This is a genomic window from Crossiella sp. NPDC003009 (genome assembly GCF_053591555.1).
Genome location: NZ_JBSFUA010000080.1, coordinates 1 through 22,142, shown reverse-complemented (window position 1 = coordinate 22,142; position 22,142 = coordinate 1). Strand labels below are relative to the sequence as shown.

Here is a 22,142-nt window from a genome sequence, read left to right as displayed (position 1 = left end):
GTTGCGGTGGTCGCGGTCGGTGCCGGGGTCACGGCGTTGTTCGCGCCGGGCCTGGCTGCGGCGAGCGCGGCTGACTCGACGCAGTTTTGCGGCCGCGCTGGGTCCTCTTCGCCGGCGCCCTCAGCGGCGGAGAAGTATCACCAGGAAAGGAAGCCATGTCGCCGTCCTACGTCGAGGACCCGTCCCCGGGCCACGGCAGCCTGTCCCCGCGCGCGCACTTCCGCTCGGACGCGCGTTCGTTGTCCCTCAACGGCGACTGGCGCTTCCAGCTCTCGCCCAGCGTCGCGGCCGCGCCGGAGGGCATCGAGCACCCGGAGTTCGACGACTCCGCCTGGACCGACCTGCCGGTGCCCGCGCACTGGCAGCTGCACGGTCACGGCAAACCGGCTTACACCAACGTGGTCTACCCCTTCCCGGTCGACCCGCCGCGGGTGCCCTCGGACAACCCGACCGGCAGCTACCGGCACACCTTCACCCTGGACAGCGACTGGCTGACCCAGCCCGCGGTGCTGCGCTTCGACGGCATCGACTCCTGCGCCCGGATCTGGCTCAACGGCACCGAGCTCGGGGTCACCAAGGGCAGCAGGCTGCCCTCGGAGTTCGAGGTCGGGCCGCTGCTGCGGGCGGGGGAGAACCTGCTGGCGGTGCGGGTGCACCAGTGGTCGGCGGCCAGCTACCTGGAAGACCAGGACATGTGGTGGCTCTCCGGCATCTTCCGCTCGGTCGCCCTGCTCGCCCGCCCTGCCGGCGGTATCGGCGACTACTGGTTGCGCGCCGACTACGACCACACCACCGGCCGCGGCACCATCACCGTGGACACCGTGCCCGGCGCCCGCCTGAGCATCCCCGAGCTCAACCTGCACGACCACCCCACCGCCCACCCCGTCGAACTCCCGGCCGTCGAGCCGTGGAGCGCCGAACAGCCCCGCCTGTACCACGGCGAACTGGCCACCGACGCCGAGCGGGTCCCGGTCCGGGTCGGCTTCCGCACGGTGTCCATTGAGGACGGTCAGCTCAAGGTCAACGGCCAGCGGGTGTTCTTCCGCGGCGTCAACCGGCACGAGCACGACCCCCGCCACGGCCGCGCGGTGCCCCACGAGATCGCGGTGGCCGACGTCGAGCTGATGAAGCGGCACAACATCAACGCCGTGCGCACCAGCCACTACCCGCCCGACCCCGCCTTCCTGGACCTGTGCGACGAGTACGGCCTGTGGGTCATCGACGAGTGCGACCTGGAGACCCACGGCTTCGAGCGGATCGACTGGGCTGGCAACCCCAGCGACGATCCACAGTGGACGGACGCCTACCTGGACCGCATGCGCCGCATGGTGGAACGGGACAAGAACCACCCGAGCATCATCCTGTGGTCGCTGGGCAACGAGGGCCACACCGGCGCCAACTTCCGGCGGATGGCCGAGTGGGCCCGCGACCGCGACCCCGGCAGGCCGATCCACTACGAGGGCGACCACGACTGCGCCTACGTCGACGTCTACAGCCGGATGTACGCCTCCCACCAGGAGGTCGAGCAGATCGGCCGCGGCGAGGTCGACAACCCGCGGCACGCCGAACTGCCGTTCCTGCTGTGCGAGTACGCGCACGCCATGGGCACCGGCCCCGGCGGGCTGCTGGAGTACCGCGAGCTGTTCGAGCGGCACCCGCGCTGCCAGGGCGGTTTCATCTGGGAGTGGATCGACCACGGCCTGCTCCAGCGCACCCCGGACGGCCGCGAGTACTACGCCTACGGTGGCGACTTCGGCGAGTCCATCCACGACGGCAACTTCGTCATCGACGGCCTGCTCTTCCCCGACCGCACCCCCTCACCCGGCCTGATCGAACTCGCCAAGATCTACGAGCCGGTCCGGATCACCGCCGCCCCCAACGGCATCCGCGTCCACAACCACCACGACTACCGCCCCCTCGACCATCTCGCCTTCCGCTGGACCCTGGAAACCGAAGGCACCCCGGTGGCCACCGGCGACCTGCCCGTCCCCACCGTCCACTCCGGACAGTCGGTCGACCTCCCGCTCCCCGAGCTCCCCGCCACCGAGGGCGAAACCTGGCTCACCATCCGCGCCGTCCTGCCCGCCGACACCCGCTGGGCCCCGGCGGGCCACCAGGTCGCCTGGGGCCAGCTCCCCATCGTCCCGGCCGCCACCCCGGCCCGCACCGGCGCCACCCGCCTGCTGCACGCCCCGGCTGACCTCCGCCTGGGCATCGGGGCCTTCGACCCCACCACTGGCCGACTGGTCTCCCTCGGCGGCCACCAGGTCACCGGCCCCCGGCTCGACCTCTGGCGCGCCACCACCGACAACGACCGCGGCGGCCACCCCTCGGAAGCCTCGACCTGGCGCGCGGCCGGGCTGCACCGCCTCCAGCACCGCATCGCCGAGATCCACCCCGCCGACACCGAGCTGCTGGTCCGTACCAGGGTCGCGCCCCCCGGCCTGTCCTTCGCCCTGCTCGCCGACTACCGCTGGACCGCCGACCAGGACACCCTCCGCCTCCGCCTGGACCTGGAACCCGAGGGCGAATGGCCGTGCACCCTGCCCCGCCTCGGCCTGCACCTGGCCATCCCGGCGGAGTTCGGCCAGGTCGAGTGGTTCGGCGGCGGCCCGGGCGAGGCATACCCCGACAGCCGCCAGTCCGCCCGCATCGGCCGCTACACCGCGTCGGTCGACGACCTGCACACCCCGTACGTCTTCCCGCAGGAGAACGGCAACCGCGTCGACGTCCGCTGGGCCGAACTGTCCACAGTGGACGGAAAGTGCATCCGGATCGCGGGCGCACCGACCTTCGACCTCACCGCCCGCCGCTGGACCACAGCTGATCTGGAAGCCGCCACCCACACCACCGACCTCCACCCGACCGACCAGATCCACCTCAACCTGGACCTGGCCCACCACGGCCTGGGCACCGCCTCGTGCGGGCCAGGCGTGCTGCCGCAGTACCGCCTGCACCCGGGCAAGGCCGCGCTGGAACTGGTGTTCAGCATTCCGCGTTGACCGGTGCGCGATCATGGCGGCATGACGACTACATCCGGCGACGGGCGTTATCCCTGGGGCGAGCCCCACGAGACGGGCATGCTGGAGGTCGGCGACGGTCATTCGCTGTACTGGGAGGTCTCGGGCAACCCCGGCGGCAAGCTGGCCGTCGTGCTGCACGGCGGTCCCGGGTCGGGCAGCTCGCCGGCAAGGCGGGGCCTGTTCGACCCGGACCGCTACCGCGTGGTCCAGTTCGACCAGCGCAACTCCGGGCGCAGCACCCCCTCGGCGACCGACCCGGTCGTCGACCTGTCGGCCAACACCACCCAGCATCTCATCGCCGACATCGAGGCGCTGCGGGTCCACCTGGGCATCGACCGCTGGCTGGTGTGGGGCGGCTCGTGGGGCGTCACCCTCGCCCTGGCCTACGCGCAGGCGCATCCGGAGCGGGTGACCGAACTGGTGCTCGCGGCGGTGACCAACGGCGACCGCCGCGACACCGACTGGATCACCCGGGACATGGGCCGCGTCTTCCCGCGTGAGTGGGAACGGTTCCGTGACGGCGTGCCGGCCGCCGAACGCGACGGCGACCTGTCAGCCGCCTACAGCAGGCTGCTGCACGACCCCGACCCGGAGGTCCGCGCCAAGGCCGCCCGCGGGTGGTGCGAGTGGGAGGACTCGCACATGTCGCTGGCCCCTGACGCCGCACCCCGCCTGTCGGTGGCCGACCCGGCGTTCCAGCTGGCCTTCGCCCGCATCGTGACCCACTACTGGTCCCACGGCTGCTTCCTGGAGGAGGGACGGCTACTGCGTGACATCGAGCGGCTGCACGGGATTCCCGCCGTGCTGATCCACGGGCGTTACGACGTCAGCAGCCCACTCGACACAGCCTGGGCGCTGCACCGGGCCTGGCCAGGAAGCGAACTGGTGGTCCTCGACGACACCGGTCACACCGGCGGCGGCCTGACCGCGGCGATCATCGCCGCCACCGACCGCTTCGCCCGCGCTCAGGGCGAGTGACACGCGCGGCCGGGATCGAGGCCGTCGCAGGAGGTCACGCACACCGGGTCCGGCGCGGCGGCAGCGGGCAGCGGTGCCGAGCCGAGCAGCAGCGCCGCCGCCAGGGCCGAGGACACCAGTGGCCACCGCATGATCCGAGCATCGCCCGCCGGGCGGGGAAGTCACTCCGCCGCCGGCGCACGCCCGGTCGCGAGTCCGGAACCGGCCTGGGCCAGCACCAGTTCCCGGTACTCCCGCCGCATCGGCAGCTCCCGCTCCACGTGCACCCGGCGGCGGCTGCTGACCACCTCGGTCTCCCGCACCGGATCGAACCCGGTCACCGGCACCTCCTGCCACCACAGCCCGATCCCGCGCCGCTGCCAGGCGGGCAGTTCGGTGAAGTTGATCCCGCGCGCGAACAGCAGCTCGTGCTTGGCCGCCTCCGGCAGCCCGCGCAGCTCCCCGGTGGCCTGCCCGCCGCTGCGGCCCTCGCCGCGCAGGGTCCAGTAGCTCCAGGCGTTGAGCGCGTTGCGCGCCGCGTCCGCCTGCCGCCAGGAGAAGTAGTCGGCCACCTCGGCCGGGGAACCGCCCAGCCACACCCGGCTGTCGAAGTGCGCCGGGGCGCCCGCCGCGTGGGTGAACGCCGCCGAGGCGAGTCCGGCCGAGACCGACACCAGCTTCTCCTGCCGCCGCCCGAACAGGCTGAACTCCGGTGGCAGCAGCACCGAGATCTCATCGCTCTGGGTGTAGGCGAACCGGCCGCCCAGCTCGGTGAGCAGCAGTCGCGCGGTCTCGGCCATGAACCCGGCGAACCGCTCGTCGTACGGCTTGGTGAAGCGCTGCTCGGTGAACCTGGTGAACGAGCGCCCGTCCAGCCGCAGCACCGCCCACGCGCCCGGCAACAGGGTCAGGCCCTGGAACCACTCCCGCGCCCGCTGCGCCGCCTCGAACTCCGCGCTGTTCACCCGGCCCCCTCCACCGTGAATCCGCCCGCGCCGTCGAAGCGCACCGTCCGCACCTCGTCGAAGCCGTCGGCGAGCCGGGGCCTGCGCAGGCGCCCCAGCGTGGCACGCAGACCGACATCGGGCACCCGGGTTTCCAGCGGGCGCAACGCGTTCCGGGCCGCCGAGCCCACCGGGTCCGGCGGGAACCAGTAGGCCACCACCCGCGCCCCGTGCCCGCGGCCGAGCTCGATCAGCGGCTGCCAGCTCTCGGCGTCCGGGTTGGTGTTGTCCACGGCCACGGGCCGGCCCGCGGCCAGGGCCTCGTCGATCAGGCGGAGCCGGCGGCGCTGCCGGTGGCGGGCGCGGGGGAAGTTGTCCTTGCTGATGTGCTCGTGGGTGGCGGCCAGGCGTTGGCGGTAGAACGTGGTCTTGCCCGAGGCCTGTAGGCCGATGAGGATCGCCAGCTCCATCCGCCGCACCTTAGAGACAGAACGTTCGTTCCGCAAGGTTGGGTCGGTCACCTTGTCCGCGTTGCCGCGCGCCCGTAGTGTCTGCGACAGAAAGAACGGTCGTTCTACCGAGGAGTCGTCATGAGCAGCAAGCCCACCATCGTCCTGGTCCACGGCGCGTTCGCCGACTCGTCCAGCTGGACCGGCGTCATCACCCGGCTCCGCGAGCAGGGCTTCCCGGTCGTCGCGGCGGCCAACCCGCTGCGCGGCGTGGACTCCGACGCCGCCTACGTCGCCGAGGTGGTCAGCAACGTCCCCGGACCCGTGGTCCTGGTCGGCCACTCCTACGGCGGCGTGCTGATCACCCAGGCCGCCGCGGACCTGCCGAACGTCCGCGCCCTGGTCTACATCGCCGCGTTCCAGCCGGAGGCGGGGGAGAGCGTGTTCGGCCTCTCCGGCCGGTTCGCCGGCGGCAAGCTCGGTCCGGCGACCACGAACGTGTTGGCGCACAACGGCGAGGCGGAACTCTCGATCAAGGCCGAGGACTTCGCCGAGGTGTTCGCCGCCGATGTGTCCGCCGAGACCGCCGCGGTGCTCGCGGTGACCCAGCGGCCGGTGGCCGAGCGGGCGCTGGCCGCGGCCTTCGACGGGGTGCCCGCCTGGTCGAAGCTGCCCTCCTGGGCGCTGATCGCGGGCCAGGACAACGCGATCCCGGCCGCGGCGCAGGAGTTCATGGCCGAGCGGGCCGCCTCGGTGGTGACCAGGGTGGACGCCTCGCACGCGGTCTCAGTGTCGCGGCCGGACGTGGTGGCCGAGGTCATCCTCGACGCCGCGGCCCGCACCGCCTGAGTCAGCGGCTCAGGCGGTGCGGGGCAGGGCACTCAGACGTCCACGTGTCAGTGTCGTGCGAGCCGCCGGCGTAGCAGTCGTTGGTGCCCTGGCGCAGGCAGGTGCAGTGGTGCTCGTAGTAGTTCTTCCGCCCGCCCTCCGAGGCCAGGTAGTACCGGATCGCCCTGACCTCACCGGGTTTGCAGGCGGTGCAGGCGTTCTCCGAGGCGGGCAGGCCCGCGCTGAGGCAGTCGCCGTTGCACTGCTTCCAGGCCGTGGAGGTCAGGTCCATCACGGAGGCGTTGGCACCGGTGACGATCTTGCCGGTGGCCACCACGTAGGTGATGTGGTTGGACCGGCCGAGGTACTTGTGCTTGGGGACCTTGGTGAGCGGCACCGAGGTGTCGTGCGGGGCGTTGCCGCCGTAGCCCTTGCCGATGTTGGCGCCGTAGTTGGAGCCGGTCAGGCTGATCGCGCTGAGCCGATCGGTCGGCTTGGCCACCGCTCCCACCGCATCGATCCTCACACTTCGGTGAAGGGCCGCACGTGTGACGCGGGTTCGAACCGGAGGCTGTAGGCGGGCCGGGGATCGAGCTGGTCGGGCAGCCGGACGCGGACCCCCATCGCACTCGGCGCCCAGTCGAGTGCCGCGTGGTTGCCTGCCAGGGAAACCCGGGCTCCGTCGTCGAGCTGGACGTCGATGTCCACCTGCCGCCCGGCTGGGGTGCCCAGCACGATGGCGTGCACGGCCTCGGCGGAGCGGGTGTAGCGGATGTCGAGCGACTCGCCGGTGAGCCCCTTGGGTTTGTGCCAGGGCCGGGTGCCGTAGATGGCCTCGCCGTTGGTCTCCAGCCACCAGCCCAGGGCGAGCAGCGGTTCGGCCTGCATCCACGGGATCGCCCCGGCCGCGGTCGGCCCGACGTTGATCAGCAGGTTGCCGCCGCGGGCCACCACGTCGACGAAGGTGTGGATCAGCTGCTCCCCACTCAGGTGCGTGCTGGGTGGTTCCATCCGGTTGTAGCCCCAGGCGGTGCCCAGGGTCAGGCAGGACTCCCACTTGCCGGTGAACTCGCCCTTGGTGGTCTGCTCGGGAGTGCGGAAGTCGAAGTGGATCCCGGAGTCCTCGGCTCCGAACCGGTCGTTGACCAGCCCGTCGGGAACTTTTTCCCAGTACCGCTGGAAGATCGCGGGCACATCGGACTCGGCGGGGTAGCTGTAGTCGTTCCACAGCACCGAAGGGGAGTAGCGGTCGATGAGCTCGCGGAGATGCGCGTCGGCGTACTCGGCGTACTGCTTGCCCGGCGGACAGCCGTTGAAGAACTTCTCCAGGTCGGTCAGCGGCAGGCCGGTGAAGGTCCAGTCCACGCCGCCGCAGTAGTAGGTGGCGAACCGCAAACCCTTGGCACGCACCGCGTCCGCGAGATCACCGACCACGTCCCTGGTGGACTGCCAGCCCTCCCGGTGCGGATTGGGGTGCTCGCTGGGCCAGAGCAGGAATCCGTCGTCCATCTTGGTGGTCAGCACGACATAGCGGGCACCGGCGCGGGCGAACAGCTCGGCCCAGGGCCGCGGATCCCAGACAGGGAGCACCTCGTCGCGGAAGGTCCGCACGAAGTCGGCGTAGTCCAGCCCGGGGTAGTTCTCCTGGTGGTGGCGTTCGGTGGGGCTGCCGGGGATGTGCATGGTGTTCCAGTACATGTCCGCGTACGGGTTGCGGCGCATGGCCTGCACGCCGGACTCGTCGTAGCCGAGCAGCTCATCGACCGGGTGCGCTGAGGGCACCGGCGCGTAGGCCGGGACCACCGCCGGGTTCCAGTGGATGAAGATGCCCAGCTTGGCCTGGTCGAACCAGGTGGGCGTGACGCGCTCGGTCATCCCGCCACCGCCTCGGCGGGGGAGATCCGCAGCACCAGCGCGACCTGCTCGTCCGGCGCCTCCGGCAGCCGCACCCGAACCCCGCCCTCGCCCGGCTGCCAAGCCACAGCGTTGCCCAGCAAGGAGATCTCGGCCCCCGCGTCGACGGTCACATCCAGCTCGACCAGCTCGGCGGCCGGTGTGCCCAGCACGATCGCGTGCACCGCGTCGGCGGATCGGGTGTAGCGGACGTCCAGGCCGCAGCCGGTGGTTCCGGTGGCGCGCAGCCAGGGCCGGGTCCGGTAGATCGCCTCGCCGTTCTCCCGCAGCCACCAGCCCAGGGTGAGCAGCCGGGTGGACTGCGCCCACGGGATTCGACCCGAGGCGGTCGGTCCGGCGGCGAGCAGGAAGTTGCCGCCGCGCGCGACGCAGTCGACGAACTCGTGGATCAGCTCGGCCGGGCTGAGGTAGGACTCGTCGTTCTCCATCCGGTTGTAGCCGAAGGAGGAACCCAGCCCCCGGCAGGACTCCCACTTGCGGTCCGCCGGCGCGTCGTTCTCGTAGTCGCGCTGGTACTCCAGGGTCGTGAAGTCGGCCAGCTGCTCCTCCGAACCCGTCGGCGCTGGACCGAACCGGTCGTTGACCAACCCGTCCGGCACCTGCTCCCGGTACCAGGACACGAGTTCCCCGGCGTCCCCCGGGTATCCGGCGTCGTTCCACAGCACCGACGGCTGGTAGCGCTCGACCAGCTCGCGCCAGTGCGCCTCGGCGTAGGCAAGGTAGTCCGGGTTCTCCGCGATGGCCGGGGGCAGGCTCTCGTAGTCCTCGGGCGCGGGCGGCTCGGCGAAGGTGAAGTCCAGCCCACTGCTGTAGAGCACCCCGAACGCCAGCCCGCGCGCCCGCACCGCCTCGGCCAGTTCACCCGCCACATCCCGCTCGACCTGCCAATTTCGCCGATGCGGGTTGGGCGTCGAACTGGGCCAGAGCAGAAAGCCGTCCTGGTGTTTGACGGTGAGCACCACGTATTTCACGCCAGCCGCGACGAAAAGATCCAGCCAGGGCTCCGGATTCCACCGTTGCACACCGTTCCGGAATTCTTCGACAAAAGACGCGTAGTCGGTCCCCGGATGGTGCTCGGCGTGGTGCTCCGCGACCGCGCTGGTCGGGATGTGCAGCTGGTTCAGGTACATCTCCGCGAAGGGCAGCCGATCGCGCAGCAGCGTGCCCGCGTCCTCCTCGGACATTTCCGCCCATTCCTCAGGCGAGGGGAACAACGGCGCGAACGCCGGTACGGCGGCCGGAGTCCACACAATCATGACTCCGAACTTGGCCTCGTCGAACCACGATGAATTCGCCATGTCCTCACATTTCCCTGGGCGGTGGAAAACCGACGCTAGCCAGCCAAGGAATCCATATGCATACGAGTTCACCCGTTCGGTCTAATCGGATAGAGTTTCCCGCCGTGACCGAAACCCACGGCGACCAGGACCTCGCGACCCGCCTGCGGGCCGCCCTCGGCAAGCGCCACCCGGTCTTCGCCGCGGCCATCGTGACCGCCGAGTCGACCCGGCTCGCCTGCGCGGGCGCCGCCCTGTCCGCCGACTTCGAGATCGGCTCGATCAGCAAGGGCGTCACCGGCCTGCTCTACGCCGAAGCCCTGGCCCGCGGCGAGATCACCCCGGCCACCACCCTGGGCGATCTCCTACCGGTGAACGGAATCCCGGCCGCGAGCATCACCCTGGCCGCCCTCAGCACCCACCACTCCGGCCTGCCCAGGCTCCTGCCCACCGGCGACCTCCTCCGCAGGTCGATCGCCCTGTGGCGCCACGGCACCAACCCCTACGGCGAAACCCGCGCCCAGCTGCTCGCCGGCCTGCACCGCGCCCGCCCGAAAAAACCCCGCTTCCGCTACTCCAACCTCGGCTACGAGCTCCTCGGCCACGCCCTGTCCGCCGCCACCTCCTACCCCGCCCTGCTCCAGCAACGCCTCAGCGACCCGCTCGGCCTGTCCTGGTACGTCCCGGCCACCCCCGCCGAGCTCCGCCCCAGCGCCCTGCCCGGCCGCAGCGGCTCCGGCCGGGCCCGCGAACCGTGGACCGGTGAGGCGGTCGCTCCGGCCGGTGGCATCCGCGCCACCATCGGCGACATGGCCACCCTGACTTCCGCTCTGCTCAACGGTTCCGCGCCGGGGATCGCCGCCCTGGACCCGGTGACCGAGGTGGCCGGGCCGGCGGTGCGCATCGGCGCGGCCTGGCTGACCACGGCGAGGCGGGGGCGCGAGATCACCTGGCACAACGGGGGAACCGGCGGGTTCCGCAGCTGGCTGGGACTTGACCGAGCGGCGGGCCGGGGCGTGGTCCTGTTGTCGGCCACCGCCTCCTCGGTCGACCGCCCCGGGCTGGACCTGCTGCTCTCCGGCTGACGACACTCGCGTCGCGGTAAGTGCCGAACACGTCACTTGTTGTCACTGTGCGCTGTATCGTCGGCCTGCGAGGTGGACTGACAGGGGGAGATGGCCGTGGAGTGGATAGCGCCGCACCACATCGTGTGGCCGCGTTGGTACGTGGATCGGGCAGGTCTGCACGCGAGGATGGCCAGGCACGTCAAGGGTGAGCACGGGGCGGGCCGGGTCGCGCAGCTCAACGTTTTCGGGCCACCGGGGTTCGGTGCCAACAGCGCCGTCGACCAGTTCGCGATGCTCCATGAGCAGCAGTTCCCCGACGGGTTCTTCGTGGTGAACTTCGGTGGTCCCGCGCAGGATCTGAAACTTGCCATCAGCGAGGCTTTGGGCAGTGTGCTCACCGCGAGCGGCGTACCGGCTGCACTGCTGCCTGCCTCGTCCTCGGACCGGGAGGCCCTGTTCCGGAGCCGGTCGTGTGGCAGGAGACTGTTCCTCAAGATCACGGGTGTGACCGACTCGAGGCAGGTGCTGCCGTTTCGCTTCGAGTCGCCGGGATCGGTGGTGGCCGTGGTGACCCGGCACCGCATGCCTTCGCTGCGTGCGATGGACTTCCGTCCTTTCGAGGTCCCCAGGTTGCCGGAGAGGTTCGGCAAACAGCTGTTCAGGCGCGTCGCAGGCGCGCGATGTATGTCTACTTTGGACTGTGTGAACGAGGTTGTCCGGGGTTGCCATGGCAGTCCGCTGGCGATTCAGACGGTGGCCGCGGTGCTGGGCTCCGGAGCCGACTGGGAGTTCGACGAGCTGGTCAGCAGGTTCGCTGAGCACGGACTGCACGCCCTGGGCGCGGACAACGACGAGACTCTCCGGCGCCACTTCGACTCCATCTACGAGAGCCTCGGTAGCCAGGCACAGCTCACCTTCCGAGCTCTCAGCTGCCTGCCCGGTGTCGAGTTCGGCGAGGAGGCGGCCGCGGTCGTGCTGAAGATCCCTGTGCTGGAAGCTAGAGCTCGACTGCGGGGCTTGGTGGTGCAGGGCTTGCTCCAGTTGCAGCCGAGAGATCGCTACACATTCCACGAATCGGCGTACTGGTATGCCCGTCGACGGGCGGAACAGGACACGGAGGCGGAATACCTGCACGCGGTTTACCGTCGCTTGTACGATTGGTACCTGGAAACCGCAGTCCGCCACGATGCGACGCTGATCGGCCGCTGGCGGGTAGGTCCGAAGTTTCGCGCGCTGCGGCCGGGGGAGATCCCGAAGGGGCGACGTGCGCAAGCAGCCGCCATGGACTGGTTCGAGACCGAGCGGACGAACATCCGCGGCGTCATCGCGGAGGCCGAGCGGTTGGGATGGCTCGAGACTGTGTGGCAGCTCTGCGAGGCGCTGTGGACCCTGTACCACCGCCATCGTCACTTCGGTGACTGGATCGACACCCACCGGCGAGGACTCGCCGCGGCGATAGCGCTGAACGACGATCAAGCGATCATGCGGATGACCTCACAGCTCGGCTCCGCGCTGCTGCGCTTCGGCAAGCCGGACGAGGCCGAGCCGCTGTTCGAGCAGTCCCGGCTCGCCGCCGAACGTTGCGGGGATGACCGAGGTGTGCAGAGTGCCGGGGACTGGGCTGCCAGGGTCGCCGCCGAACAGGGAAAGCACCCGCTCGCCTTGGCGCGGGTGAAGGAGGCTCGGCACGTGGCTGAGACCGGCGACATCAGTTCTGATCAGCGGGGCCGGATGCTGGCCCTGCTGCGGTTGGCGGAGGCTCGGAGCCGTATCGCCTTGGGGCAAGCTGACGTGGTGCCTGCCGCGCTGTGGCCGGATGTCGCCTACTTCGAGGGCATCGGCGAGCCGGACAATCAGGCGAAGGTGCTCTTCGAGCTGGCCAGGGCGCTGTCCCGCACCGAGCAGCTGGCCGAAGCGGCAGCATGCGCGCGGCAGGCGGAAGAGCTCTTCGCCGCGGGTGGTTCGTGTTGGCATCACGCTGCCACGCTGGATCTGCTGGCCGAGATCAGCGACAGGCTGGCCGATGGCGAGTTGGCCCGGCGGTACCGGGAGGACGCATCGGCCATCCGCTCACAGCTGGATACGGGAACTAGCTCGGGAAACCTCAACTCGACGGGTTACTGACCCAGGAACGCCAGCAGCTGCTGGATCTGGGCCGTGCGCGACTTCACGATGCGGTCCGCCAGCTCCTTCACCTGCGGGTTGCTGCCATCCCGCAACACGTTGCGCGCCATCTCCACCGCCCCGTGCTGGTGTCCGGTCAGCACGTTCACCGCATCCCGGTCGAACTTGTCCCCGCCGGTCCTGGCCAGCGCGTCGATCACCTCCTTCGAGGTCGCGGGCATGCCGCCGTGGTGGGCGTGCAGGTCCGGGTTGGTGTCCACTGTGGTCGGTCGCCCCCAGGACCGCAGCCAGCCGGTCATGGTCTGCGCCTCGGCGAGCTGGGTGGCTTCGACGGCGGCGGCCAGGTCCTTGATCTCCTTGCGGGTGGCCTTGTCCTTGGCCAGCTTGGCGATCTGCACGGCCTGTCCGTGGTGCGGGAGCATCATCTGCAGGAACATCACGTCCGCGTCGTTGAAGTTCGCGGCGGCCGTGGCCGTGGCACGCGGCGCGGACGGCGAAGGCGGTGCGGCAGCGGGGTTTGGCGGGGTGCTCGCGCAGCCGGAGAGCAGTGCGGCGGCGAGCACGGCGGCGAGGAGGGCTCGGTTCACGGTCGTTGCCTTTCGGACACCGGCCCGCGCCCCCGGCGGCTGGGGCGCGAGCCGGTAGTGGTCAGACCTGTTGCCACAGGGCGGGGGTGTTCGGGGGTTCCCAGCCGGGCAGCGCGGTGTGCGCCAGCGTGCAGCGGAACGTGCTGCCGTTGTAGGTGACCTGGCTGCCGACCTGGTAGGCGGTGCCCGAGGCCCAGGTGCCGCCGGGCGGGGGAGTGCTGGTCGTGGTCGGCGTGGTGGTCTTGGTGGTCGGGCTGGTGGTGGGGGTGCCGCCACCGCCGATCTGCAGGTCCACGCAGGCGTAGAAGGCCATCGGGGTGTCGCCGATGTTCCAGATCGCCAGCAGCTTCTGCCTGCCGGTCGCGCCGCCCAGGTTCACCGTGTGCGAGACGGTGGGCGGTGGCTGCACGTTGCCGCCGTCGATCAGCGCGACCCGCTGGCCGTTGAGGTAGTACTCGTAGTCGCGGGTGCGGTGCCGGGCGGTGAAGGTCCAGGTGAAGTTCACCGTGCCGCCTACCGCGGTCGCCTTCCAGCCCTTGCTGTCGTCGTCGAGGTCGGCGAACGGCGCGTTGCCGCCACTGCAACTGCGCAGCCCCTTGGGCCCCTCCACGCTCTGCGGCTCGTACTTGATCGGCCCGCAGGGCACGGTGCCCTGCGCGCACTGCGCCTGTCTGCTGGGCGGGGAGGAGATGTAGCCGTGCGCGAACGCCGGGCTCGCCGGCATCACCACCAGCAGGAAGGGGGCGATGCCGAGGGCGGCCACGGCCATGGTGAACAGGCGTCTGAGAGTCATGGGTCAGCTCCCTGCCGGGATCGTCCCGGCGGCTGCGCCCGACGTCGTGCCCCGTCGCACGCGATCAACAGGTGCCTGCGCCGGGCAGGGCCGGCGCCGCGGCGCGGGCAGCACGGACACGCCGCCACCTCGCTCCGCTCACGCGCGTCACGGCGGCGACCGGCGGGCCGGCTCCGTGGCACACGGACGAGGCGGCGGGTCCGAATGTCACACAGGGTAATGTGGTCTAGACCATAAGGTACCCAGGTTGTTCATGTCAATGAACAGCCGCGGCTGGGGCGTGTCCCGTGGATCATGGAATCGGGTCGTGGAGCCAGGACGCACGGCCACCGCCCCTCCCCGGCCTGAGCCACAGGTTTGCGCGAATCGCAAAATAGCTTCCGCGTTTAGCGGAGAATGTCCATTGCCGTGGGATGGCACGTTAAATTCGGCAGGCATGGAGCTCGTTCGTCAGCAAGTGGGAGCGTCATCATGACCAGTGTCATCAGCAAGCCTCGCCGGGTCATCACGACGGCCGCCATCACACTGGGTGTTTTTGGAGCCCTGTTGGCGTCGCAGGCGCAGGCTGTCGCGGGCTCGGTGAACCCTTCGTGCTCTGTTCGCGCGGGCACGACCGTCTGTACGACTCCGCGGTAGCGGCCTTTGATTTCATCGACCAGTGCGTGCCCCGTGGACGCCCCGCGGCGGGGTGCCCTAACCCACCGGTGTGTTGGCCGAATGGGCGTGCCAGTTCGGCCAAGACTCCGTACGACAACGGCCAGCACACGTGTGGATCACCGTGTGGGTGCGGCGAAAGCGGCCGATCGGCGCACCACGAGCAGGGCGAGGAGTCCGCAGAGCGCCGCCGTGCCCACCGCCAGCGGCAGCGCGCCCTGGGCGAGGAAGAACCCGCCGAGGCCGGCGCCCGCCGCGATGCCGACCTGGAAGGCCACGATGTAGACGCTGGAGGCCAGGTCCTGCCTGGTCGCCGTGGCGCGCAGCACCGCCGCCTGCAACACCACGCCGATCGCGCCGGCGGGTGCCGCCCACAGCACAACCACGGCTCCGCTGAGCATTCCCGAGCTCGGTCCGAGGGTCAGCAGCACCAGCATGCAGATCGCCAGCCCGCCGGTCACGAACAGGCCGGTGGCCTGGGGATGGCTGTCCAGGGCTCGCCCGATCAGCACCAAGCCGAGCAGGCCCGCTGCCCCGTAGGCGAACAGCAGCGCCGAGGTCGCCGGTCCGGTGAGGTGGGCGTAGTCGGCGATGATCGCGGTGATGTAGGTGTAGGCGGTGAAGTGGCCCAGCACCATGAGCACCGTGGTCAGGTTCACCGCGGCCAGCGATCGGTCGGTCACCACCTGCCGGAGCGCGGAAAGTCCTTGTCCCGGCGCGGCATGCTCCGCGGGCATCGGCTCGACCGTGGCGCGGATGGCCACCGCGGACAGCGCCGCGACGACGGCCAGCGCGACCACGGTGGGCCGCCAGCCCAGGGTCGCGCCGAGCCAGGAGCTCAGGGGCAGGCCGAACAGCAGGGCCAGTGAGTTGCCGGCGAAGACCACCGCGGTGGCCCGCCCGGCCCGCTCCGGTCCCAGCAGGCGGGCGGCCATCGGCGCGACCACCGACCAGAACACCCCGTGGCCCACCGCCGAGACCAGCCGGGCGGCCACCGCGACGCCGTAGCTGGGCGCGAGGGCCAGTAGCAGGTTGGACAGCGCGATCGCGATCACCGTGATCAGGGCCGTGGTCCGGCGGTCCCAGCGGGCGGTGAGCACCACCAGCGGCATCACGGTGATCGCGACGACCACCGCGTAGCCGGTCATCAGCAGGCCGATCGCCGGGTCTGAGGCTTTCAGGCCCGCCGCGAGCTGCGGTAACAGGGCCACCGGCAGGTTCTCCGAGGTGACCGAGATGAAGCAGGCGGTGCTCAGCGCCACCAGGGCCATACCCGTTCGAGAGCTTGTCGCCACGCGCATTGTGTAACGATACACAGATAGGCTGTGGGCATGTCCAGCCCCGGATCGCCGCGCGTCACCATGGCGGCGGTGGCGCGCCGCGCCGGTGTCTCGCCGATGACGGTGTCCTACTGCTACAGCCAGCCGGACCGGGTCGCCCCGGACACGCTGCGCCGGGTCCGCGAGGCCGCCGCCGAACTGGGCTACCAGGGACCGGACCCGACCGCGCGGTCGTTGCGCAAGCGGCACAACGACGCGATCGGGGTGGTGCTCGGCGAGCACCTCGCCTACGCCTTCGAGGACCCGCAGGCCCGCCGGTTCCTGACCGGGGTGGCCGAGGTGTGCCGCGAGCGCGGCAGCGGCCTGAACCTGATCCCGACCACCGGCGCGGACCAGGACGTCGAGCGGGTGCGCTCGGCCGCCGTCGACGGCTACATCGTGTGGACCACGGTGGAGGACGACCCGGTGCTGGCGGTGGTGCGCGGGCTGGGCAAACCGGTCGCCATCCACGGCGGCCCTGCGGTGCCCGGCGTGCAGGTGGTCGGCATCGACAACCGCGCCTCCGCCAGGGACATCGCCGCACGCACCTTCGCCGGAGCCCAGCGCCCGGCCGTGCTCAGCTTCCCCTTCGACCGCGAACGCAGGGCACGGCTGGAAACCGGGCCGAACGCCGACCTGGTGCCGTTCCCGGTCACCCGCGAGCGCCTCCAGGGCGTCTACGACCACTGCGCGCAGGCAGGTCTCGACCCGCGCGGCCTGCCGGTGGCCGTGGTGGCCCGCAACGACCGTGCGGAAGCCGCCGCCGTGGCCGCCCTGCTCTTCGACTTCCGCACGCCGGACGCGGTGGTGGCCATGAGCGACCAGCTCGCCTTCGCGGTGCTCGACGCCGCCCGCGCCCGCGGCCTCCGGGTGCCCGAGGACCTCGCGGTCTCCGGCTGGGACGACGGCCCGGAGGCCGAACGCGCTGGCCTGACCACCATCGCCCAGTCGCTGCACGATCAGGGCAGGACCTGCGCGCTGATCGCGCTCGGCGACCGGGGACCGGGCGGCAGCGCCGAGTGGACCACCCGGGTGCGCTCGAGCACCCGGTGATCTTCGGTACCCTCCGGTGTCAGGAGGTCACCGAATGTCACAGGATGCCCAGGCCGAGCAGCTCACCGCCTGGCTGGCCGAGCACGCCATCCCGCTGCGCACCGTCGAACCCGGCAACGGCGTGGACGACCTGAAGCCGTTGGCCGAGGCGCTCGACGGGGTGCGGGTGGTCGGGCTGGGGGAAGCCACGCACGGCAGCAGGGAGTTCTTCACGCTCAAGCACCGGCTGGTCGAGTTCCTGGTGACCGAGCTGGGTTTCACCACCTTCGCCATCGAGGCAGGCTGGTCGGCCTGCCGCGCGGTGGACGACTACGTGGTGCACGGCACCGGAACCGCTGAGCTGGCCCTGCGTCAGGTCGGCTTCTGGACCTGGTACACCGAGGAAGTGCACGCCCTCGTCGAATGGCTGCGCGCGCACAACGCGAACCTGCCGCTGGAGAAGCGGGTGCGCTTCCGCGGGGTCGATCCGGTGCTGGAGAAGGCAGGCGTCGAGGCCATCGGCGGCTATCTGTCCACTGTGGACTCCGAAAGGGCAAGGGCGTTCCGGGCCGCGGCCAAGGCATTGCGCCCGGACGTCACCAAGATCAGCGTCGGCGGCGTGCTGCGCGCGGCGTTCCGGCACCTGTGGCGGCGGGTGCCGGGAGTGCGGGCCGCGGCCGAGCACAACGAGGTGCTCGCGGCCAGGGAGGTGGTGCGCGAAACAGTATCCTGGCTGGCCGGGCACCCGGCGCAGGACCCCGCCTGGCACGAGGCGCAGTGGCACGCCTGGGCGGTGGACCGGGCCGCGGAGCTGCGCACCCTGCCCACCCTGGGCCAGGCCGGCGGGCACCTGCGCGACCGGATCATGGGCGCGGCGGTGAGCCGCATCCTGGACGAGCGGCCGGACGGCCGGGTGATGTTGTGGGCGCACAACGGACACCTCTCCGCGGCCACCCGCTCCAGCAGGGAGGCCGCGCTCGGCGCGGAACTGCGGGACCGGCTCGGCGACGGCTACTACGCGCTGGCGCTGGTGGCCAACGAGGGCGGCTTCCAGGCCCTGAAGATGGGTGGCACCGAGCTGGCCGAGTTCGTCATGGATCCGGCCGAGCCCGGCACCCTGGAATGGCAGCTGGCCAAGGTCGGCGGCGACCACCTGGTGGACCTGCGGCACGCGCGGCCGGACCCGGTGGCCAGGGAATGGCTGGCGGGCAAGCACAAGATGCGCGGCTACGGCTCGGTGGTCGGGTTCTGGAAGACGATGAAGAAGGAGTCGCTGACCTTCCGGCTGGGCGCGGAGTACGACGGCGTCGCCTACCTGGCCCGCACCACCCGCGCCCAGCCGCTGAAACCGGGCTGACTCAGCCCGCGCGCTGGATCAGCGTCGGATCCTCCAGCTCGGCCAGCGTCGTCGCGTACTCCTTGACCAGCTCGTGCAGCACGTACCGGCCGGGCGCGGACTCGGTGAGCAAGTGGTTGTCGTACAACAGTTCCAGCCCGCGCCGGGCCGCGGCGGCGGTCAACCCGGCCAGCGCCGCCGGGTGCGGCGGGTCGACCTCGACACCCGAGCACAGGCCGAGGCAGCGGAACAGGCGCTGGGTCTCCACCGGCAGGCCCTGGTAGGACAGCTCGAACGCGGCGGTGAGCGTGCGGTTCTCCGCGTGCAGCTCGCTCAGCCGGGTCCGGGCCGAGCTGAGCAGGTCCACCAGGTAACGCTCGGTCCAGCGCGGGTGGTGCCGCAACCGACCGGCCAGCAACGTGATCGCCAGCGGCAGCCCGCCGCACAGCGCCACCAACTCGTCGACCGCGGCCGGGTCCACCGGCTGCTCGCGCGGACCGGCCAGCCGCTGGAACAGCCGGGCGGCCTGTTCCAGCGGCAGCGGGTTCAGCTCCAGCGAGCGCACGCCCTCCAGCGCGCTCAGCCGCCGCCTGCTGGTGATCAGCACCCGGCACCGGCCGGGTCCCGGCAGCAGCGGCCGGACCTGCTCGTGCCCGGCGGCGTCGTCCAGGATGAGCAGCAACCGCTTGTCCCGCAAGCGTTCCCGCCACAGCGCGGCGCGGGCGTGCTCGGTCTCCGGCAGCGCGGCGGCGGGCACACCGACCGCGAGCAGCAGCGCGGCCAGCGCCTGGTACGGCGGCAGCGGCGGCTGCGCGGCGGCGAAGGCGTTGAGGCGCAGGAAGATCCGTCCGTCCGGGTAGTCGGCGGCGAGCAGGTGCGCGGCCTGCACGGCCAGGGTGGTCTTGCCGATCCCCGGCATGCCGTCCACCACGTGCACCACCGCGGCCGCCGACGGCTCGGTGAGCCGCCGCAGCTCGGCCTCCCTTCCGGTGCAGGACAACGGATCCGCGGGTAGCTGCTCCACGGTCACCGCGGGCGCGAGCACCACCGGCGGACCGGCCAGCCGCGGCGGCGCGGACAGTTCCGGGTCCCTGGTCAGGATGCGCTGGTGCAGCCCGCGCATGGCCGGGCCGGGGTCGATGCCGAGCTGTTCGGCCAGCACCGCGCGGGCGTCCTGGAACACCCCGAGCGCCTCGGCCTGCCTGCCCGAGCGGTACAGCGCGAGCATCAGCAGCTCCCGCAACCGTTCCCGCAGCGGGTGCCGGGTCACCAGCGCGGTCAGCTCGGCCACCGCCGTGCGGTGCTCGCCGCGATCCAGCGCCAGCGCCGCGGACAGCTCCTGGGCGAGCAGGTGGCACTCGCGCAACCGCAGCCGGTGCGCGTGCAGGTACGGGCTGTCCAGGCCGCTGAACGGCTCCCCGCGCCAGCGCCGCAGCGCCGAACCCACCGACTCGGCGGCCGCCCGCCACTGCCCGGCCCGCTGGTGCTCCTGGGCCGCGGCCACCTCCTGCTCGAAGACCAGGGCGTCCAGTTGGTCGGGCTCCCCGCGCAGCAGGTAACCGGCCTCGGTGCGCACCACCACCGCGTCCCGGTCGTCGGTGGCCCCGGCCGGCCGCAGCGCGCGGCGCAGCCTGCTGATGTTGGTCTGCACCGTGTTCCGCGCGCCCTGCGGCGGGTTGTCCGCCCACACCGCCTCGATCAACGCCTCCACCGGCACCGGCTGGTTCATTCGAGTGAGCAGAACAGCCAGCACTGCCTGCTGCCGCGCCCAGCCCAGCTCGATCCGCACCGGACCGCGGCGCGCGGCCAGCGCCCCGAGTACCTCGCAGTAAAGCCTGTCGTCGTGTTTGAGCACGTCAAACCCCCAATTAAGCATCGGAGAAGGACACCTTAACCCGCGGGCGGTGCGTTCGGAACTACTCACAGTAAGAGCCTGTTGACATGCGACTGCAATCCTGTGACAGCGCTGTGTACGCGGCCCCGCCTAGGGTCCGAAGTGAGCGCGAGAAAATCGCGCAGCACAATCACAGAAAGGTGAAATGTCAAATGGACGCTTTTGATCTGGACGCCAGGGTCAGCACTCCGGCGGCGAGCAACGGCCAGGCGCAGCCGCTGTCGATTACCAGTGTGATCACCCGCCTGGCGTGCACCAGGACCCCGCTCTGCTCCGGCTTCACCTGCCGCTGCACCCAGGGCGCCTGCACCGCCGGCTGCCCCAAGCGGTAAGTACCCGCAGCTAGTCGGGCTGAAGGCGGGTGCTGCCGTGTGTCGACGACACGGCAGCACCCGCCGCTCAACCTACCGCATCAGTGCAGAGGAACAGGGGTTGTCATGCGCGCAGAAACAGTGGCCAGGGAATCCGCGACAGCCTGGCACGGAGTAGTCCCCGCGGCGCTTGCGGCCAAAGCCCGCGAAGTGGCCTGGGAGGTCGCGCGGAGAACCGCGGATTCCGCCGAGGTCATCGATCATGTCATGCGATTCACCGAGCAGACGATGCATCCGATGGAATGGTACTTACCCAGCTTCGGGTATGGCCACGCCGGAATCGCATTACTCCATGTGCACGCCGCGGCCGTCGCCCCCAATGAGGTAGAGAGCGCGCGTTCCCTGGCCGCTGGGTTCGCTTTCATCCGGGAGGCGGTGGCGGGCACCCAGGTCCAACCGCTGTTGGCCCCCGGCGTGTTCTCCGGCACCGGCGGCCTCGCGCTGTGCGTGGCCGGCTGTGTCGAGGCCGAACCCCGGTTCGCGCCCAGCCTTCGCCGCCTGCACGAGCAGTTCGCCGCCCAGGTCGCCGAGCTGGAACTGCCCATGGCCGAACGCGCGGTCAGCGACTCCGACTACGACCTGATCACCGGCGCCGCGGGCACCCTGGCCTACCTCTGCTCCATCCCGGACCCCGACGAGTCGCTGCGCGCCGCCGCCCAGCGCCTGCTGGACTACCTCATCTGGCTCAGCGAGCCACCCCGCGACCTCACCATCACCCGCCGCTGGCTGATCTCCCCGGAGCTGTGCGCGCCACTGGGCCGCGACCCCAGGGAGTTCCCCGGCGGCTACCTCAACCTTGGCCTCTCCCACGGCATCCCCGGCGCGGTCGCCGCGCTGGCCGTGGCCAGGCAACGCGGGCACCGGCGGCCCGGACAGCTGGCGGCCATCCGGCGGATGGTGGACTGGCTGCTGGAGGTCGGGCGCGCGGATGAGCACGGTCCGGTGTGGGCCACCGAGATCCCGGTGGCCGGCTCCGGCGAGGAGGTCCGGCCGAACCAGCCGAACGACCAGATCGGCTGGTGCTACGGCACCGCCGGTGTCGCGGTGTCCCTGCTCGCCGCGAGCGAGGCACTGGGCGATGCCGAACTGCGGGCCGCGGCCTTCGAGGCGTTCGAGGGCGTGTTGCGGCGCAGCGAGGAACGGCCCGCGCTCTCACCCACCTTCTGCCACGGCGTGGCCGGTGTGCTGGCCATCTGCCTGGAGTTCGCCGCCGCGGGCAGCGAACCGGCCCGCGAGCACACCCCCCGCCTGCTCGCCGAGCTGCTCTCGCACGCCGATCCGGCGCACCCGCTGGTTTTCCGCGACCAGGAGGAGCCGGGGCTGTTCGTGGACTGCCCAGGGCTGCTCACCGGTTCGACCGGGGTGGCGCTGACCCTGCTCGCCGCGATCAGCCCGGCCCGCCCCACCTGGCTGACCGCGTTCCTGGCGCGGTGAGCATGGCCCGCTACGAACCCGCCGACTTCTTCCTGCTGCGCGCGCCCGCGTTGCCCGCCAAGGTCTTCCAGGACCTGCTCGCCGATCCGGCGCGTGCGCAGGTCGAGGCACGCCTGCGCGCGCTGGCCGCGCGGCCGGA

At 71.2% G+C, this 22,142-nt stretch carries 19 protein-coding genes; 9 read left to right on the top strand and 10 right to left on the bottom strand.

Annotated features, from left to right (window positions below; translation table 11 throughout):
• The first annotated feature begins 155 nt into the window (after positions 1-155).
• Positions 156-3,002 carry a glycoside hydrolase family 2 TIM barrel-domain containing protein gene (locus ACWDY5_RS40190; RefSeq protein ID WP_449727376.1) on the top strand — a complete coding sequence of 949 codons (2,847 nt, stop codon included), beginning with the start codon at positions 156-158 and terminating at the stop codon, positions 3,000-3,002.
• 21 nt (positions 3,003-3,023) lie between these two features.
• Complete coding sequence (pip, locus tag ACWDY5_RS40185; protein WP_449727375.1) at positions 3,024-4,001, top strand: prolyl aminopeptidase; 978 nt, start codon at positions 3,024-3,026, stop codon at positions 3,999-4,001.
• Here pip and ACWDY5_RS40180 read toward each other — a convergent pair.
• The 3 genes from ACWDY5_RS40180 to ACWDY5_RS40170 are packed head-to-tail and all read right to left on the bottom strand — an operon-like array spanning position 3,989 to position 5,394.
• On the bottom strand, positions 3,989-4,132 hold the full coding sequence (locus tag ACWDY5_RS40180; RefSeq protein ID WP_449727374.1) for a hypothetical protein: 144 nt from the start codon (positions 4,130-4,132) through the stop codon (positions 3,989-3,991). The genes pip and ACWDY5_RS40180 overlap by 13 nt on opposite strands.
• A gap of 30 nt (positions 4,133-4,162) precedes the next feature.
• The gene (locus tag ACWDY5_RS40175) at positions 4,163-4,945 is read right to left on the bottom strand and encodes a tRNA(His) guanylyltransferase Thg1 family protein (RefSeq protein WP_449727373.1); all 783 of its coding nucleotides are present in this window, start codon (positions 4,943-4,945) and stop codon (positions 4,163-4,165) included.
• Positions 4,942-5,394: an AAA family ATPase gene (locus tag ACWDY5_RS40170; protein WP_449727372.1), complete on the bottom strand. Its 453-nt coding sequence runs from the start codon at positions 5,392-5,394 to the stop codon at positions 4,942-4,944. Before ACWDY5_RS40170 ends, ACWDY5_RS40175 begins: the two co-directional genes overlap by 4 nt.
• Before the next feature lie 120 nt (positions 5,395-5,514).
• Here ACWDY5_RS40170 and ACWDY5_RS40165 point away from each other — a divergent pair, with 120 nt between their 5' ends.
• The gene (locus tag ACWDY5_RS40165) at positions 5,515-6,222 is read left to right on the top strand and encodes an alpha/beta fold hydrolase (protein WP_449727371.1); all 708 of its coding nucleotides are present in this window, start codon (positions 5,515-5,517) and stop codon (positions 6,220-6,222) included.
• A gap of 1 nt (position 6,223) precedes the next feature.
• Here ACWDY5_RS40165 and ACWDY5_RS40160 read toward each other — a convergent pair whose 3' ends face one another.
• From ACWDY5_RS40160 to ACWDY5_RS40150, 3 genes are read right to left on the bottom strand one after another with little or no spacing between them, the layout of a single operon-like run.
• Entirely contained in the window at positions 6,224-6,703 is a 480-nt protein-coding gene (locus ACWDY5_RS40160) for a hypothetical protein (protein ID WP_449727370.1), read from the bottom strand.
• Positions 6,704-6,723: 20 nt separating this feature from the next.
• Positions 6,724-8,076 (bottom strand): alpha-L-fucosidase, encoded by a 1,353-nt coding sequence (locus ACWDY5_RS40155; protein ID WP_449727369.1) that lies wholly within the window; start codon positions 8,074-8,076, stop codon positions 6,724-6,726.
• On the bottom strand, positions 8,073-9,413 hold the full coding sequence (locus ACWDY5_RS40150; RefSeq protein WP_449727368.1) for an alpha-L-fucosidase: 1,341 nt from the start codon (positions 9,411-9,413) through the stop codon (positions 8,073-8,075). The genes ACWDY5_RS40155 and ACWDY5_RS40150 overlap by 4 nt, the downstream gene beginning before the upstream one ends.
• Before the next feature lie 104 nt (positions 9,414-9,517).
• On the opposite strand from ACWDY5_RS40150, the gene ACWDY5_RS40145 reads away from it, so the two are divergent.
• Both ACWDY5_RS40145 and ACWDY5_RS40140 read left to right on the top strand, forming a co-directional pair.
• Positions 9,518-10,477, top strand: coding sequence for a serine hydrolase domain-containing protein (locus ACWDY5_RS40145; RefSeq protein WP_449727367.1), 960 nt, complete (start codon positions 9,518-9,520; stop codon positions 10,475-10,477).
• Positions 10,478-10,645: 168 nt separating this feature from the next.
• Entirely contained in the window at positions 10,646-12,583 is a 1,938-nt protein-coding gene (locus ACWDY5_RS40140) for a hypothetical protein (RefSeq protein WP_449727366.1), read from the top strand.
• Here ACWDY5_RS40140 and ACWDY5_RS40135 read toward each other — a convergent pair.
• The 3 genes from ACWDY5_RS40135 to ACWDY5_RS40125 all read right to left on the bottom strand — a co-directional run bounded on the left by ACWDY5_RS40135 (position 12,577) and on the right by ACWDY5_RS40125 (position 15,918).
• Complete coding sequence (locus ACWDY5_RS40135; RefSeq protein WP_449727365.1) at positions 12,577-13,170, bottom strand: DUF305 domain-containing protein; 594 nt, start codon at positions 13,168-13,170, stop codon at positions 12,577-12,579. The genes ACWDY5_RS40140 and ACWDY5_RS40135 overlap by 7 nt on opposite strands.
• A gap of 61 nt (positions 13,171-13,231) precedes the next feature.
• Complete coding sequence (locus ACWDY5_RS40130) at positions 13,232-13,963, bottom strand: lytic polysaccharide monooxygenase (RefSeq protein WP_449727364.1); 732 nt, start codon at positions 13,961-13,963, stop codon at positions 13,232-13,234.
• A 773-nt stretch (positions 13,964-14,736) separates the two neighbouring features.
• The gene (locus ACWDY5_RS40125; protein WP_449727363.1) at positions 14,737-15,918 is read right to left on the bottom strand and encodes an MFS transporter; all 1,182 of its coding nucleotides are present in this window, start codon (positions 15,916-15,918) and stop codon (positions 14,737-14,739) included.
• 30 nt (positions 15,919-15,948) lie between these two features.
• Between ACWDY5_RS40125 and ACWDY5_RS40120 the strand changes: the two genes are divergently transcribed.
• Together ACWDY5_RS40120 and ACWDY5_RS40115 are read left to right on the top strand one after the other, a co-directional pair.
• Positions 15,949-16,989 carry a LacI family DNA-binding transcriptional regulator gene (locus tag ACWDY5_RS40120; RefSeq protein WP_449727362.1) on the top strand — a complete coding sequence of 347 codons (1,041 nt, stop codon included), beginning with the start codon at positions 15,949-15,951 and terminating at the stop codon, positions 16,987-16,989.
• A 34-nt stretch (positions 16,990-17,023) separates the two neighbouring features.
• A complete protein-coding gene (locus ACWDY5_RS40115; protein WP_449727361.1) occupies positions 17,024-18,325 on the top strand; it encodes an erythromycin esterase family protein in 1,302 nt (433 codons plus the stop codon).
• A gap of 1 nt (position 18,326) precedes the next feature.
• On the opposite strand, the gene ACWDY5_RS40110 is transcribed toward ACWDY5_RS40115, so the two are convergent.
• Positions 18,327-20,159: a BTAD domain-containing putative transcriptional regulator gene (locus ACWDY5_RS40110; protein ID WP_449727360.1), complete on the bottom strand. Its 1,833-nt coding sequence runs from the start codon at positions 20,157-20,159 to the stop codon at positions 18,327-18,329.
• Between the two features lie 191 nt (positions 20,160-20,350).
• Between ACWDY5_RS40110 and ACWDY5_RS40105 the strand changes: the two genes are divergently transcribed.
• The gene (locus ACWDY5_RS40105) at positions 20,351-20,530 is read left to right on the top strand and encodes an FDLD family class I lanthipeptide (protein ID WP_252478811.1); all 180 of its coding nucleotides are present in this window, start codon (positions 20,351-20,353) and stop codon (positions 20,528-20,530) included.
• A 105-nt stretch (positions 20,531-20,635) separates the two neighbouring features.
• Entirely contained in the window at positions 20,636-22,003 is a 1,368-nt protein-coding gene (locus ACWDY5_RS40100; RefSeq protein WP_449727359.1) for a lanthionine synthetase C family protein, read from the top strand.
• Positions 22,004-22,142: the final 139 nt, after the last annotated feature.

Coding starts and splice junctions, on each gene's coding strand:
- ACWDY5_RS40190 (WP_449727376.1), top strand. CDS start 156: ATGTCGCCGTCCTACGTCGAGGACCCGTCCCCGGGCCACGGCAGCCTG.
- pip (WP_449727375.1), top strand. CDS start 3,024: ATGACGACTACATCCGGCGACGGGCGTTATCCCTGGGGCGAGCCCCAC.
- ACWDY5_RS40180 (WP_449727374.1), bottom strand. CDS start 4,132: ATGCGGTGGCCACTGGTGTCCTCGGCCCTGGCGGCGGCGCTGCTGCTC.
- ACWDY5_RS40170 (WP_449727372.1), bottom strand. CDS start 5,394: ATGGAGCTGGCGATCCTCATCGGCCTACAGGCCTCGGGCAAGACCACG.
- ACWDY5_RS40165 (WP_449727371.1), top strand. CDS start 5,515: ATGAGCAGCAAGCCCACCATCGTCCTGGTCCACGGCGCGTTCGCCGAC.
- ACWDY5_RS40155 (WP_449727369.1), bottom strand. CDS start 8,076: ATGACCGAGCGCGTCACGCCCACCTGGTTCGACCAGGCCAAGCTGGGC.
- ACWDY5_RS40150 (WP_449727368.1), bottom strand. CDS start 9,413: ATGGCGAATTCATCGTGGTTCGACGAGGCCAAGTTCGGAGTCATGATT.
- ACWDY5_RS40140 (WP_449727366.1), top strand. CDS start 10,646: ATGGCCAGGCACGTCAAGGGTGAGCACGGGGCGGGCCGGGTCGCGCAG.
- ACWDY5_RS40130 (WP_449727364.1), bottom strand. CDS start 13,963: ATGACTCTCAGACGCCTGTTCACCATGGCCGTGGCCGCCCTCGGCATC.
- ACWDY5_RS40125 (WP_449727363.1), bottom strand. CDS start 15,918: ATGCGCGTGGCGACAAGCTCTCGAACGGGTATGGCCCTGGTGGCGCTG.
- ACWDY5_RS40120 (WP_449727362.1), top strand. CDS start 15,949: ATGTCCAGCCCCGGATCGCCGCGCGTCACCATGGCGGCGGTGGCGCGC.
- ACWDY5_RS40115 (WP_449727361.1), top strand. CDS start 17,024: ATGTCACAGGATGCCCAGGCCGAGCAGCTCACCGCCTGGCTGGCCGAG.
- ACWDY5_RS40105 (WP_252478811.1), top strand. CDS start 20,351: ATGGACGCTTTTGATCTGGACGCCAGGGTCAGCACTCCGGCGGCGAGC.
- ACWDY5_RS40100 (WP_449727359.1), top strand. CDS start 20,636: ATGCGCGCAGAAACAGTGGCCAGGGAATCCGCGACAGCCTGGCACGGA.